General features: G+C 66.6%; 8 protein-coding genes. All 8 read right to left on the minus strand.

Annotated features, from left to right (window positions below):
- Nucleotides 1-10: 10 nt before the first annotated feature.
- The 8 genes from GQY20_RS20945 to GQY20_RS20980 all read right to left on the minus strand — a co-directional run bounded on the left by GQY20_RS20945 (nt 11) and on the right by GQY20_RS20980 (nt 14,338).
- Nucleotides 11-1,627, minus strand: coding sequence for an alpha-glucosidase family protein (locus GQY20_RS20945; RefSeq protein ID WP_157219107.1), 1,617 nt, complete (start codon nt 1,625-1,627; stop codon nt 11-13).
- 244 nt (nt 1,628-1,871) lie between these two features.
- The gene (gene glgX, locus GQY20_RS20950; RefSeq protein ID WP_157219108.1) at nt 1,872-3,731 is read right to left on the minus strand and encodes a glycogen debranching protein GlgX; all 1,860 of its coding nucleotides are present in this window, start codon (nt 3,729-3,731) and stop codon (nt 1,872-1,874) included.
- Complete coding sequence (locus GQY20_RS20955) at nt 3,731-5,359, minus strand: alpha-D-glucose phosphate-specific phosphoglucomutase (RefSeq protein ID WP_157219109.1); 1,629 nt, start codon at nt 5,357-5,359, stop codon at nt 3,731-3,733. Before GQY20_RS20955 ends, glgX begins: the two co-directional genes overlap by 1 nt.
- Entirely contained in the window at nt 5,356-6,804 is a 1,449-nt protein-coding gene (gene glgA, locus GQY20_RS20960; protein WP_157219110.1) for a glycogen synthase GlgA, read from the minus strand. Before glgA ends, GQY20_RS20955 begins: the two co-directional genes overlap by 4 nt.
- Before the next feature lie 6 nt (nt 6,805-6,810).
- Nucleotides 6,811-8,076 (minus strand): glucose-1-phosphate adenylyltransferase, encoded by a 1,266-nt coding sequence (glgC, locus tag GQY20_RS20965; protein WP_157219111.1) that lies wholly within the window; start codon nt 8,074-8,076, stop codon nt 6,811-6,813.
- A gap of 103 nt (nt 8,077-8,179) precedes the next feature.
- A complete protein-coding gene (gene glgB, locus GQY20_RS20970; RefSeq protein WP_157219112.1) occupies nt 8,180-10,333 on the minus strand; it encodes a 1,4-alpha-glucan branching protein GlgB in 2,154 nt (717 codons plus the stop codon).
- Between the two features lie 28 nt (nt 10,334-10,361).
- Nucleotides 10,362-12,824, minus strand: a complete 2,463-nt coding sequence (locus GQY20_RS20975) for a glycogen/starch/alpha-glucan phosphorylase (protein ID WP_157219113.1) — start codon at nt 12,822-12,824, stop codon at nt 10,362-10,364.
- Between the two features lie 110 nt (nt 12,825-12,934).
- Nucleotides 12,935-14,338, minus strand: a complete 1,404-nt coding sequence (locus GQY20_RS20980) for an efflux transporter outer membrane subunit (protein WP_157219114.1) — start codon at nt 14,336-14,338, stop codon at nt 12,935-12,937.
- Between the last annotated feature and the right edge of the window lie 54 nt (nt 14,339-14,392).

The raw sequence follows: 14,392 nt of genomic DNA on the forward strand, positions 1-14,392 counted from the left end.
GGGAGAGGGTTCAAGACAGCGAGATCACCGCCCTTCCCCACGGCCCCAGCGCCAGATCCCGGCCGGCTTCCTCATATCCGCCGGCCACCGTCTCGCCGATCCGCCCACGCAGCCCCCCCGGCGCCCATGTCGCCGGCTCCGCGGAGAGATTGAACAGACAGAGCAACGCCTCCCCCTCGCTTTCGCGCAGCCAAGCGAGGATCGGTCCTTCCGCCTTCAGGAAGCGGATCGAGCCCGTCGCCAGCGCCGGATACGCCTTGCGCAGCCCGATCGCCGCGCGATAGGCTGCAAGCACCGAATGGGGATCGGCCGCCTGCACGTCCGCCGCCGCGCGCCGATGCGCCTGCGGGACAGGCAGCCAGGGCGTGCCGGTGGTGAAGCCGCCATTGTCCGCCGCCGCTTCCCACACCATCGGCGTGCGGCAGCCGTCGCGCCCCTTGAAAGCGGGCCAGAAGCGGATGCCATAGGGATCGCGCAGATCCTCGAAGCGCAGCTCCGCCTCGGTCAGCCCCAGTTCCTCGCCCTGATAGAGGCAGATGGTGCCACGCAGGGCGACGAGCAGCAGGATGGCGAGCTTCGCCACCTCGTTCGGATCCTCTCCCGCCGGCGTCCAGCGCGACACATGGCGCACCACGTCGTGGTTGGAGAGCGCCCAGCAAACCCATCCCTCGCGCGCCGCCTTCTCGAACCGGCCGACGATCGCGCGGAAATAATCGGGGGTGAATTCCGTGCCGAACAGATCGAACGTATAGCAGAGATGCAGCCGGTCGCCGCCCTTGGTGTAGAGGCCGACGGTGTCCGGCGAGCGCGCGCCGTCCCCCACCTCGCCCATCGCCACACGGCCGGAAAATTCGTCCAGCAACGCGCGGATCCGTTTCAGGAAGGCGATGTTGCCGCGCTGCGTCTTGTCGTAGCGGTGCTCCTGGAAGCCATAGGGATTGGTTTCCTGCACATCCGGCGCCGCGCCGCGAAAGGCGGGCGGATTGTCGCGGAGCCTGGCGTCGTGGAGATAATGGTTGCAGGCGTCGAGCCGAAAACCGTCCACGCCGCGATCCAGCCAGAAACGCATCGTGTCGATCAACGCCGCCTGCACCGCCGGCTCGTGAAAATTGAGGTCCGGCTGGCTGGTGAGGAAGCTATGCATATAATATTGCATGCGTACCCCGTCCCATTCCCACGCGGGACCGCCGAACACCGAGAGCCAGTTGTTGGGCGCCGTGCCGTCCGGCTTCGCTTCGGCCCAGACATACCAGTCGGCCTTGTCGTTGGTGCGGCTCGCGCGGCTCTCGACGAACCAGCCATGCTTGTCCGACGTGTGGGAGAGCACCTGGTCGATGATGATCTTCAGCCCCAGCCGATGCGCCTCGGCAAGCAGCGCGTCGAAATCGGCGAGCGTGCCGAACAGCGGATCGACGTCGCGATAGTCGGACACGTCATAACCCATGTCCGCCATCGGCGACTTGAAGAAGGGCGCGATCCACACCGCATCCACGCCGAGCGAAGCGATATGCGCCAGCCGCCGGGTGATGCCGGGCAGATCCCCCACCCCGTCGCCGTCGCTATCCTGGAAGGAACGCGGATAGACCTGATACACCACCGCGCCGCGCCACCAGTCCGTGCTGCTCATATCCGCGCCCTCCGGATCACCGTCGCCCCTGCGAAGGCACTACGGCGTTCACGCATCGGTTTGGTCGCCTTTCTTCTCCGCGTCATGCCAGCGGAAGCTGGCATCACTCGCAACCGGCAGTCGGCGTGACTGTCGAGAGAGACCCCAGTGTTCGCTGGGGTGACGAAGAAGGAAAGCGCCGAATCAACATGTGTGAAGGCCATAGTACGAAGGCAGGGCAACAAAGAGAGAGCCACCCCTCCCGTCACGACGGCACGAACGCCACGCTGCGCGCCGCCACCTCGCATGGCGGATCGACGAAGCGCACCGCGTCTCCGCTGCGGTTGATCAGCACGGCGATCCCGCTCGCGAGCTTCATCGCCAGCGCGCCCGTGTCCGGCGCCTCCCAGTCGCCTTCGTCGAAACGCCGGCCGTCCGGCGCCAGCCAGGTGACGTCTGCGTCGCTCAGCAGCCGCGGATCGGCGAGCGCCGGATGTGCCGCGCGCAGGGCCGCCAGCTGCGCGACATGATCCTCCAGCGCGACGTCGCGTCCTGCCCAGTCGAGCCAGCCGATCGCGTTATCCTGCGCATAGGCGTTGTTATTGCCCTGCTGGGTGCGGCCGAATTCGTCGCCCGCGGTCAGCATGATGGTGCCGCGCGAGGCGAACAGGGTCGCCAGCAGCGCCCGCACGTCGCGCGCCCGTTCCGCGCGCACCGCCGGATCGTCGCTCGGACCCTCGACGCCATTGTTCCAGGAGAAGTTGGCGTCGTGGCCGTCGCGATTGCCCTCGCCATTCGCCTCATTATGCTTTGCCGCATAGGCGACGCTGTCGGCGAGGCTGAAGCCGTCATGCGCGGCGAGGAAGTTCACGCTGCGGGTGCGCGGCGCGGAAAAGATGTCGGAGGAACCGGCGAGCCGCGTCGCCAGCGCGCCGACGGCATGGGCATCGCCCCGCCAGAAGCGGCGCACGTCGTCGCGATAGCGGTCGTTCCATTCCAGGAAGCCTTCCGGAAACTGGCCGAGACGATAGCCGCCCGGCCCCACGTCCCAGGGCTCCGCGATCATCACCCTGTCGGCCAGCACGGAATCACCGGCGAAGGCGGTGAACAAGGGCGCATGCGGATCGAAGCCGTTCGGCCCGCGCCCCAGCACCGGCGCCAGATCGAAGCGGAAACCGTCCACGCCCGCATTGCGGACGAAGTGCCGCAGCGTATCGAGGATCAGCCGCTGCATCGGTGCCCGCTCGCAGGCGAGCGTATTGCCGCAGCCGGTATCGTTGACGAGCTGGCCGCCCTCCATGCGGAAATAGCTGGCGCCGTCGATCCCGCGCAGTGACAGGGTCGGGCCTAGGGCGTCGCTTTCCCCGGTATGGTTGAAGACCATGTCCAGGATCACGCCTATGCCGGCGGCGTGCAGCGCCTCCACGGTATCGCGCAGCTCGCCAAAGCCGCCGGGTGCCAGCCTGGGATCCAGGGCCATGAAACTGACCGGGTTATAACCCCAAGCGTTGCTGAGACCGAGCGGCGGCAAATGCCGCTCGTCGATCCAGGCGACCACCGGCATCAGTTCCACCGCGCCGACACCGATCTTCTTCAGATGCGCGATCACCGCCGGATGGGCGAGCGCCGCGATCGTGCCCCGCTGCAGCGGCGGCACCTCGGGATGCTGCCGGGTGAAGCCACGCACCGAGACTTCATAGATGAGCCCCCCCGGCGCAAAGCGCGGCGATGCCGGAAAGGGCGGCTCCGGCAAGGTGGTGACGATCGCCTTGGGCATCAGCGCGGCCGTATCCACGCCGCGCTCGGCAAGCCGGGGATCATAATGATAGGGGCGGTCGATCTCGATCGCCCAGGGATCCATCAGCAGCTTGCAGGGATCGAACCAGTGGCCCGCCGCAGGATCGAATGCACCGCCGACACGATAGCCGTAGCGCGCGCCAGGCTTCACCGTCTCTACGAACACATGATGCCAGCCGCCCTGCGCGGCATTCAGCCGCTCGCTCTGCATCTCGCCGCCATCCTCGTCGAACAGGACGACGTCCACTGTTTCGGCATGGGCCGACCAGAGGGTGAAATGCGTGCCGTCCTCTGTCGCGTGGGCGCCGGGCGGGAATTCGGGCTCCATCAGGTCACCACGTCCGGCTCGGTGCGGCCGGTATGACGGGCGATCCCGGCCACCGCCTCGGCCGCCGCGATCAGCGGCGCGAGCCCGATCGGTGTCTCCTGCGCCAGATCTCCGGTTGGCGGCTCGTAGCGCTCGATATAGACGCGCAGCGTCGCGCCGGACGTGCCGGTGCCGGACAGGCGGAAAACGATGCGCGATCCCCCTTCGAAGCCGATGCGCACGCCCTGCTTCGTCGCGGTCGATCCGTCGACCGGATCGGTGTAGGCGAAGTCGTCCGCGCTGACGACGGCAAGGCCCGCGACCGTGCTGCCCGGCAGGCTGCCCAGCCCGGCGCGCAGTTCCGCCATCAGTGCATCCGCCGCCGCGCTGTCCACGCCCTCATAATCGTGCCGGGCATAATAGTTGCGTCCGTAGCGCGCCCAGTGTGCCGTCGCGATCTCGGCGACGCTCTCGCGCCGCGCGGCGAGGATGTTGAGCCAGAGCAGCACTGCCCACAGCCCATCCTTCTCGCGCACATGATCGGAGCCGGTCCCTGCGCTCTCCTCGCCGCAGATGGTGGCGAGCCCGGCATCGAGCAGCGTGCCGAAGAATTTCCACCCCGTCGGCGTCTCGTAGAGCGGGATGCCGAGCGCGTCCGCCACCCGGTCCGCCGCGCCGCTGGTCGGCATCGAGCGCGCGATCCCCTTCAGCCCCTTGGCATAGCCTGGCGCGAGATGCGCATTGGCGGCCAGCATCGCCAGCGAATCCGACGGCGTGATGAAGATACCCTTGCCGATGATCAGGTTGCGATCCCCGTCGCCGTCCGATGCCGCGCCGAAATCCGGCGCATCGGGCGCCATCAGCCGATCGTACAGGTCCTTGGCGTGGACGAGGTTGGGATCAGGATGATGGCCGCCGAAATCGGGGAGCGGCGTCGCATGGAGCACCGCCGCCTCGCCCGCGCCGAGCCGGCGGCCGATGATCTCGGCCGCGTAGGGGCCGGTCACCGCGCTCATCGCGTCGAAAAGCACGCGAAAGCCCGATCCGATCAGCGTACGGATCGCATCGAAATCGAACAGCGTCTCCATCAGCGCGGCATAGTCGGCGACCGAATCGATCACCTGAACGGTCATGCCTCCCAGCGCCGTCTCGCCGATCGTATCGATATCGACGTCCGCCGCCTCGATCGTAAGATAGCGGTCGATCGTCATGGAGCGCGCAAAGATGGCATCGGTCACCTTCTCGGGTGCCGGCCCGCCATTGCCGATATTATATTTGATCCCGAAATCCTCGTGCGGCCCCCCGGGATTGTGGCTGGCCGAAAGGATGATGCCGCCGAACGCGCCATAGCGGCGGATGACATTGCTGGCCGCTGGGGTCGAGAGGATGCCGCCCTGACCCACCAGCACGCGCCCGAAGCCGTTCGCCGCCGCCATGCGCAGCACGATCTGCACGACCTCGCGATTGTAGAAGCGCCCGTCGCCGCCGAGCACCAGCGTCTGTCCAGCAAAACCCTCGAGCGAGTCGAAGATCGACTGGACGAAATTCTCGACATAGTTGGGCTGCTGGAAATGCGGCACCTTCTTGCGCAGTCCGGACGTGCCGGGCTTCTGATCGTCATAGGGCGTGGTCGCGACGGTCACGGTCATTCTGGCGCCGGTCCTTCTGTGAGCGAACGATAGAGGGCGGCATAGCGCTCCGCGCTGCGGCCCCAGGAGAAATCAGCCTTCATTCCCGCCCGCTGGATCGCCGCCCAGCGGCCGGGCTCGCGATGGAGAGTAACGGCGCGGCGCAGCGCGGCGCGCAGGCTGTCGCCGCGCCCCGCCTCGAAGACCAGGCCAGTCGCCACCTCGGCGGAGAGCGCCGCTTCATTCGCGTCGATCACCGTGTCTCCCAATCCCCCCGTGCGGGCCACCACCGGAACGCAGCCATAGCGCAGACCGTAGAGCTGCGTCAGCCCGCATGGTTCGAAGCGCGACGGGATCACGATGGCATCGGCGCCCGCCTGCAGCAGGTGCGAGACCGACTCGTCATAGCCGATCATCACGCCCACCCGCCCCTGGTGCCGCGCCGCGGCGGCGAGCAGCGTGCCCTCGATCCCCTGGTCGCCCGTGCCGATCAGCGCCAGCCGCCCGCCCATGGCGACCAGATCGTCGACCACGTCGGCAAGGATATCCATGCCCTTCTGCCAGGTCAGCCGGCTCACCACGCAGAAGATCGGGCTCTCGTCGCTCGCCAGTGCGAAGCGCTTCTCGACCGCGCGCCGGTTGCGCTTGCGCGCGGCGAGCGATCGCATGCCGTAGCGCGCCGGGATCAAGGCATCGCCGCTCGGATCCCATTCCCGCATGTCGATCCCGTTCAATATGCCGTGCAGCCGCGCCCGCCGCGCGCTCAGCAGCCCGTCGAGGCCCATGCCCTGCGCCGGCGTCAGTATTTCCTCGGCATAGGCGGGGCTTACCGTCGTGATCGCGTCGGCATATTGCAGCCCCGCCTTGAGATAGCCGACACCACCATAATATTCGACGCCGTCGACGGCGAAGGCCGAGGCCGGCAGGCCGAGCGCGGGGAAGATGCCGCTGTCGAAGCGCCCCTGGAAGGCGAGATTATGGATGGTGAGCACCGCCGGCACGGCATGGGCTGCGCCATGGCGCATATAGGCGAGCGTCATTGCCGCCTGCCAGTCATGGGCATGGACCAGTGCGGGGGCGAAACCCTTGATCGCGCCCCCTGCAAGATCCGCTGCGACCGCCGAAAGCGCGGCGAAACGACGCCAATTGTCCTGCCAGTCGCGCCCGCCCGCATCCGCATAGGCGCCGCCGTCGCGTGCGAAATGATGCGGCGCGTCGAGCACCAGCAGCCGCTGTCCGTCGATCATCGCGCGCACCACCCGAGCCGGGCCGCCGAACAGGTCGGGATAGCGCGCGAGCGCGCGCGGCCGCTCCACCGCGCGCATCACAGCAGGGTAGCCGGGCAGCAGCGTCGTCACGTGCACGCCATGCTCCGCCAGAGCGGCGGGCAGCGCGCCGACGACGTCGGCAAGCCCGCCCGTCTTGACGAGCGGATACATCTCCGAAGCGACCGCGAGCACGTCCATCGGTAATCAGTCCCTGAGGAGGTCGATCATCGGTTGGGTGATGAGCACGACGCCCTTATCGGACCGTCTGAAGCGCTGCGCGTCCAGTTCTGGATATTCACCGACGATCAGTCCCGGCGGGATCTTCACGCCCGCATCCACCACCACCCGGTGCAGCCGGGCACCCCGCCCGATCTCGCAATCGGGCATCACCACCGCCTCGGTGATCGAGGAATAGCTGTGCGCACGCACGCCGGTGAAGATCAGGCTGCGGTGCAGCGAGGATCCGGAGATGATCGTGCCACCGGCGACCAGCGAGGAAATGGCCGCGCCGCGGCGGCCCTCATAATCGTGGACGAACTTGGCAGGCGGCGTCACCTCCGAATAGGTCCAGAGTGGCCAGCTGCGATCGTAGATGTCGAGATGCGGCACCACGTCGGTCAAGTCGATATTGGCTTCCCAATAGGCATCGATCGTGCCGACGTCACGCCAATAGGACTCCTTCTCCTGCTCTCCCCTTACGCAGCTTTCGGTGAAGCGGTGCGCCACCGCCTTGCCATGCTTGACGATATGGGGAATCAGGTCGCCGCCGAAATCATGGTTGGAATCCTCGTTGGCCGCATCCTCGCGCAACAGATCCGCAAGGAAACGTGTCCGGAACACATAGATGCCCATCGATGCCAAGGCGAAATCGGGCTTGTCCGGCATGCCGGGCGGATCGGCCGGCTTCTCGATGAAGGCGATGATCTGGTCCTTGGCATCGACGTGCATCACGCCGAAACCGCTCGCCTCGGTGCGCGCCACTTCCAGGCAGCCGACGGTGACGTCCGCGCCGGATTCGACATGCTGGCGGAGCATCAGCTCATAATCCATCTTGTAGACGTGATCGCCCGCCAGGATCACGATATATTCCGGTGCATAGGCCTCGATGATGTCGAGATTCTGGAACACCGCATCGGCCGTCCCGAGATACCATTGAGACTCAGAGACGCGCTGGCTGGCCGGCAGGATATCGAAGCTCTCGTTGCGCTCCGGCCGGAAGAAGTTCCAGCCGCGCTGCAGATGCCGGATCAGCGAATGCGCCTTATACTGGGTGGCGACGCCGATGCGGCGAATGCCCGAATTCAGGGCGTTGGACAGCGCGAAATCGATGATCCGCGCCTTGCCGCCGAAATAGACCGCGGGTTTCGCGCGCACGTCGGTCAACTCGAACAGGCGGCTGCCGCGTCCGCCCGCCAGCACATAGGCCATGGCATCGCGGGCGATCGGCGCCGTTCGTCTCTTGTCGATCATATGCGCTCTTCTCCGCTCCGCGTACGCCATGAAACTGACACTCCGCATCGCCGCAATCGACGATCCGCGAAATACGCCGATCCGGGCCGAACGGCGATACCCCTCATGGCTGATGCACCAGCAGGATCGCGGCCAGCGGCGGCACGGTGACGCTGGCCGCGCCATCCTCTCCGGCGATCACCACACCCTGGTTGCCTACGCCGCTGCCGCCATAATCCAGCGCATCGGAATTCACGATCTCACGCCAGCGGCCGCCGGCGGGCAGGGTGAGATCATAGCCATGGTGCACCTGCGGCGTGAAATTGGCGATCATGACGACCGGCGCCGCGTCCGGCGCGCGCCGGATCCAGGCGAAAATCGAATTGGCCTTGTCATCCACCACCAGCCATTCGAAGCCTTCCGGCTCGCAGTCGCGCGCATGCAGCGCCGGCAGCGCTCGATAGGCCAGGTTGAGATCGCGCACGATATTTTGCACGCCGGCATGCGGGGGCGCCTCCAGCAGCTCCCAGTCTAGCGCGCGGCTTTCGCTCCACTCACGGCGCTGGGCGAATTCCTGCCCCATGAACAGCAGCTTCTTGCCGGGATAGGCCCACATGAAGGTGTAGTAAGCGCGCAAGGTTGCGAATTTCTGCCAGTCGTCGCCCGCCATTTTGCCAATCAGCGCGCTTTTCCCATGAACCACCTCGTCATGGCTCAGCGGCAGCACGAAATTCTCGGCAAAGGCATAGATGAGGCCGAATGTGATCTCGTCATGATGATGCCTGCGATGCACTGGATCGCGCGCCAGATAGGCGAGCGTATCGTGCATGAACCCCATATTCCATTTGAACCCGAAACCGAGGCCGCCGGCATGCACGGGATGGGTCACGCCCGGCCAGGAGGTAGACTCCTCGGCGATCATCATCGCGCCGGCATGGGCGGCATAGACCTCGCGGTTCGTCCGCTGCAGGAAGCGTACCGCCTCCCAATTCTCGCGCCCGCCCTCATCGTTCGGAATCCACTGCCCCGGGCGCCGCGAATAATCGAGATAGAGCATCGAGGCGACGGCATCGACGCGCAGCCCGTCGAGATGATATTTCTCCATCCAGTACAGCGCATTGTTGACCAGGAAGGCCGAAACCTCGCGCCGCCCGAAATTATAGATTGCGGTGTTCCAGTCGGGGTGGAAACCCTTGCGCGGATCTTCATGCTCGTAGAGCGCGGTGCCGTCGAAGCGGGCAAGGCCGAAGGCGTCGGTCGGGAAATGCGCCGGCACCCAGTCCAGGATCACGCCAATGCCGGCGCGGTGGCAACCGTCGACGAAGCGCGCAAAGCCCTCGCCGTCGCCGAACCGCGCGCTCGGCGCGTAGAGGCCGGTGGTCTGATAACCCCAACTCGGATCATAGGGGTGCTCGCTGATCGGCAGCAGCTCGATATGGGTGAAACCCAGATCGGCGACATAGGGGATCAATGTTTCGCCCAGCGCGTCCCAGGTGAGGAAACCATCCCCCGCACCGCGCCGCCAGGAGCCGGCATGCACCTCATAGATCGAGATCGGTTGCCGGCGCGCGTCGGCCCCGGCCCAGAAGGCCCGGTGCGCGGCGTCCCCCCACTCGTGCGCGAGGGGCGGCGCGACGACCGAGGCGGTGGCCGGCCTCAGTTCCGCATGGAAAGCGAACGGATCGGCCTTGAGCGGCAGCAGCCGGCCGGATGCGCCGACGATCTCGAACTTGTAGGGCTGGCCCGGCTCGACGCCCGGCAGGAATATCTCCCAGATGCCGGCATCGCGGCGATGGCGCATCACGTGCAGCCGCCCGTCCCAGCCGTTGAAAGGACCCACTACAGACACCCGCCGCGCATTGGGCGCCCACACCGCGAAATGCGTGCCCTCGGCGCCCTCATGCTGCAGCGGATGCGCGCCCATCTTGTCGAACAGGCGCAGATGCGATCCCTCGCCGATATAATAATCGTCCATCGGCCCCAGCACCGGGCCGTAGCTATAGGCGTCCTCGACCCACCACGACGTTTCGCCGCGGCTCGCGCGGTAGCGCAGCGGGCGCGGCTGGCGGATCGTCAGCCGCCCCTCGAAAACGCCCTTGGGATGCACGCGGGCAAGCGTGCCCGCCTCCTCGCCCTCGAGGTCATAGGCGACGAGCGTTTCCGCGCCAGGCGCAAAGGCCCGCGCAACGAGGGTGTGTCCTTCGCGATGCACGCCCAACACCGCGAACGGATCGCCATGTTCGCCCGCGACGATCGCATCCGCCTCTCCGGGCTTCACCGCCCCGTCCTTTCACATTGCGCAACGACTATGGCAGAACGCCCCAGATGTCCCGCGCATATTCGCGGATGGTCCTATCGGAAGAGAACCACCCGACCCCCGCCGTGTTCCGAATGGTCTTGCCATACCATGTTGCTTCGTCCGCCCACAGCGTGTCGACCGCACGCTGGGCGCCATGATAGCTGTCAAAATCGGCCGCGACCATGAACCAGTCATGATCGTAGATGCCGCCGATCAGTTCGGCATAGCGATCCCGGTCGTCGGGCGAGAAGACGCCTGTCGCGATTGCCGACAGCGCCTGCCCGAGTTCGCGCGATCCCTCGATCACCTCGCGCGGATTATAACCATTAGCACGCCGCTCGGCGACTTCCTCCGCGGTAAGGCCGAAGATCATGATGTTTTCCGGGCCGACACGATCCTTGATCTCGATATTCGCGCCGTCGAGTGTGCCGATGGTCAGCGCGCCGTTGAGCGCCAGCTTCATGTTGCCGGTGCCTGACGCTTCCATGCCCGCGGTCGAAATCTGCTCGCTGAGATCGGCGGCGGGCATCATCACTTCAGCGAGGGAGACATTGTAGTTCGGCACGAAGGCGACCTTGAGCAGGCCCTGCACCGCCGGATCATGGTTGATCACGCGCGCCACGTCGTTGGCGAGCTTTATGATCAGCTTTGCGTTGTGGTAGCTGGGCGCCGCCTTGCCGCCGAACAGCTTCACGCGCGGCTGCCAGTCGCGCTCGGGGTGCGAGCGGATCTGGTCGTACAGCGCCACGGCCTCGACGATGTTGAGCAGTTGCCGCTTATATTCGTGGATGCGCTTGATCTGGATGTCGAACAGCGCCGACGGGTCCAGCCGCAGCCCCATCCTCTCGCGCAGCAAGGTGGAGAGCGCGGCCTTCTTGCTGCGCTTCACCGCCTTGAACTTCTCGCGGAACGCCGCGTCGTCGGCCAGCGGCGCCAGATCCGCCAGCGCTTCGGTATCGTCGAGGAAGCGATCACCGATCGCCTCCCGGATCAGTGCGGTAAGCTCCGGATTGCATTGCTGCAGCCACCGGCGCGGCGTGACGCCGTTGGTCTTGTTGTTGATCCGATCCGGGAACATGCGATGCAGGTCGCGGAACACCGTCTCCTTCATCAGCTCGGTATGCAGCGCCGCCACGCCGTTGACGCTATGCGAGCCGACGAAGGCGAGGTTGGCCATGCGCACCCGCCGCTCGCCGCTCTCGTCGATCAGCGAGATGGCGGAGATGGCGGCATCGTCAAGCTTCTTCTCGCGCCGAGCCTGGATCAGCAGCTTGGCGTTGATCGCGTAGACGAGCTGCATGTGCCGCGGCAGCAGCCGCTCGAACAGCGGGACGGGCCAGGTCTCGAGCGCCTCGGGCAGCAGCGTGTGGTTGGTGTAGCCGAAGGTCGGCTGCGTCACCGCCCAGGCCTCGTCGAACGTCAGATCGTGCTCGTCCATCAGCAGCCGCATCAGCTCGGCCACCGCCACCGCGGGATGGGTGTCGTTGAGCTGGATCGCAGCCTTTTCCGGCAGCGTCCGCACGTCGCCGAAATATTGGACGTGCCGGCGCACGATGTCCTGCAGCGAGGCAGAGGAGAAGAAATATTCCTGGCGCAGCCGGAGCTCCTGCCCGGCGATGTGGGAATCCGCCGGATAGAGCACCCGCGCCAGGCTGTCCGCCTTGTTGCTCTCGCGCAGTGCGCCGATATGGTCGCCGGCATTGAACGCATCGAGCAGGATCGGGTCGATCGGCACGGCGGTCCACAGCCGCAACGTGTTCACCCGCTCGCCCCGCCAGCCTACGACCGGCGTGTCATAGGCGGTGGCGATCACGCGCTCGCTCGGTTTCCAGGCCCGCGCATCGTCGCCGCTGCCGTCCGCCGAAGGAAGCTCCACCGTGCCGCCGAAGCCGACCTCGTAGCTGGCCTCGCGCCGTTCGAATTCCCAGGGGTTGCCGTGCGCGAGCCAGGTTTCCGGCAGCTCGACCTGCCAGCCGTCGTGGATCTCCTGGCGGAACATGCCGTTCACGTAGCGGATGCCGTAGCCATAGGCCGGCACGTCCACCGTCGCCATCGACTCCATGAAGCAGGCGGCGAGCCGGCCGAGACCGCCATTGCCGAGCGCGGCATCCGGCTCGAGCTCGCGGATCAGGTCCAGCTCGACTCCCAGCGAGGAGAGCGCGGAGCGCATCGAATCCATCAATCCCAGATTGGAGACCGCGTCGCGCATCAGCCGCCCGATAAGGAACTCGAGGCTGAGATAATAGACGCGCTTGCCGCCTACCTCATAGGTTTTCTGCGTCGCCTCTATCCAGCGATCGATGACGCGATCCCGGATGACGTTGATCACGGCGGCCAGCCAGTCGTGCGGCTTCGCAGCTGCAGCATTCTTGCCGATGCGGTAGGTCAGCCGCTCGACGATTTCTGCGGCGAGCACAGCGGGCTCGGTCGCACGAGGAGCAGGCTTCGGCAGCGGAGCGGTCGTCTTCATCGTCAAGCCCCCTCGGACAGGTCCGGTTCGCGCTGCATCGATCACACCACGTTCGCAGCCGCGGAATCAACCCTATTCATGAGCGACGAAAACTTCCTTAACCGCCGTCTCTATTTTGTCGCCTGTGCCTCCTCCCAGCCGCCGCCCAGAGCCTTGAACACGTCGACGCGCGCCTCGGCGAGCGCCTGGCCGGAGCTGGCCAGCGCCGCCCGCGAGTCGAGCAGTTCCCGCTGTGCGACGAGCAGATCCAGATAGGAGACCGATCCCGCCCGATACCGTATGTCGGCCAGGCGGTAGGCATTGTCCGCCCGCCTGCGTGCATCGGCCAGCGCCGCATCGCGCTGCTGCGCGGCGGCATAGGCGGACAGCGCCTGCTCGACCTCCTTCAACGCGGTCAGCACCACTCCGTCGAAGGCCGCGAGCGAGGCATCTCCTTGGAAGCGCGCTTGGCGCAACCGCGCCCGTGTCGCCGCGATATTTGGGAAGCTCCAGCTGACCAGCGGCCCGACCGAGAAGGTGAAGCTGTCATTGCCGCCTATCTGATCGTTGCGCAGGAAGTTCGCCGCCCCGCCGAGCGTGACGCGCGGGAACAGATCGGCGGTAGCGATGCCGATCCGGGCGGTATCCGCGGCCAGCATCCGTTCCGCCTCCCGTACATCCGGCCGGCGGCGCAGCAGCGCTGCACCGTCGCCGATTGGAATCGCGCGGCGCACCGCTGGCACACGGCTGCATGCCGCGGCTTCGGGCGGCACCTCGCTCGGCGTTGCCCCGATCAACGCCGCCAGCTCGAACAGCGCGGCGCGGCGCTGGCTCTCGAGCGGCGGGATCGCGGCGCGGGTCGTCTCCGCCAGGGTCGCCGCCCGCTCCACGTCCAGCCGACCTGCGGACCCCGCCTGTTGCTGCGCGGTGACTAGCTTCAGGCTTGCCTCGGCCGAGGCAAGCGATTCGCGCGCAACTGCCAGGGATTCGGCCAGGTTGCAGGCGTCGCCATAGGATCGCACGGTGTTCGCGACGACGGTGACGCGCACCCGGTCGCGCGCCGCCTCGACAGCCTGGGCATCCGCCCGCGCCGCCTGGATGGTGCGCGTCACCCGGCCGAACAGATCGACCTCCCAGGAAACCGAGAGGCCGGCGGTATAAGTCCATTGATCTTCGCCGGGCGTGTAGCTGCTGGTTGTCGCATCGCCATAGCTTGCGCCGCCGCTACTCTGTGTCGCCGGCAGCCGCGCTGCACGCGCCTCGCCAAGCGCCGCCCGCGCACGGCCGAGATTGGCGGCCGCGACGCGCAGGTCGGTGTTGGCCACGAGCGCGCGCTCGATCAATCCGTCGAGCACGGGATCGTCATAGAGCCGCCACCAGTCCGCCGGCACCGGCGCCTCCGGACTGGTCGCCGGCGCGCTGCTCACGAACGGCCCGGCCGCGGAGGCCCTGATTGCCGGCCGTTCGTAATTCGGGCCGACTGCGCAGCCCGCCATCGTCAGGGTAAGCAGGATCGAACCGACAATCCTCTTCATCCCGGACGTGATCCGGGATCCATTCGGCACAGCGTCGCGACTTGTCGGCACCGC

This window comes from Flavisphingomonas formosensis (assembly GCF_009755815.1).
Taxonomy (GTDB): domain Bacteria; phylum Pseudomonadota; class Alphaproteobacteria; order Sphingomonadales; family Sphingomonadaceae; genus Flavisphingomonas; species Flavisphingomonas formosensis.

What these genes read in the sequence shown, in the direction of transcription:
- GQY20_RS20945 (WP_157219107.1), bottom strand. Translation starts at nt 1,627, where the DNA reads ATGAGCAGCACGGACTGGTGGCGCGGCGCGGTGGTGTATCAGGTCTAT.
- glgX (WP_157219108.1), bottom strand. Translation starts at nt 3,731, where the DNA reads ATGGAGCCCGAATTCCCGCCCGGCGCCCACGCGACAGAGGACGGCACG.
- GQY20_RS20955 (WP_157219109.1), bottom strand. Translation starts at nt 5,359, where the DNA reads ATGACCGTGACCGTCGCGACCACGCCCTATGACGATCAGAAGCCCGGC.
- glgA (WP_157219110.1), bottom strand. Translation starts at nt 6,804, where the DNA reads ATGGACGTGCTCGCGGTCGCTTCGGAGATGTATCCGCTCGTCAAGACG.
- glgC (WP_157219111.1), bottom strand. Translation starts at nt 8,076, where the DNA reads ATGATCGACAAGAGACGAACGGCGCCGATCGCCCGCGATGCCATGGCC.
- GQY20_RS20975 (WP_157219113.1), bottom strand. Translation starts at nt 12,824, where the DNA reads ATGAAGACGACCGCTCCGCTGCCGAAGCCTGCTCCTCGTGCGACCGAG.
- GQY20_RS20980 (WP_157219114.1), bottom strand. Translation starts at nt 14,338, where the DNA reads ATGAAGAGGATTGTCGGTTCGATCCTGCTTACCCTGACGATGGCGGGC.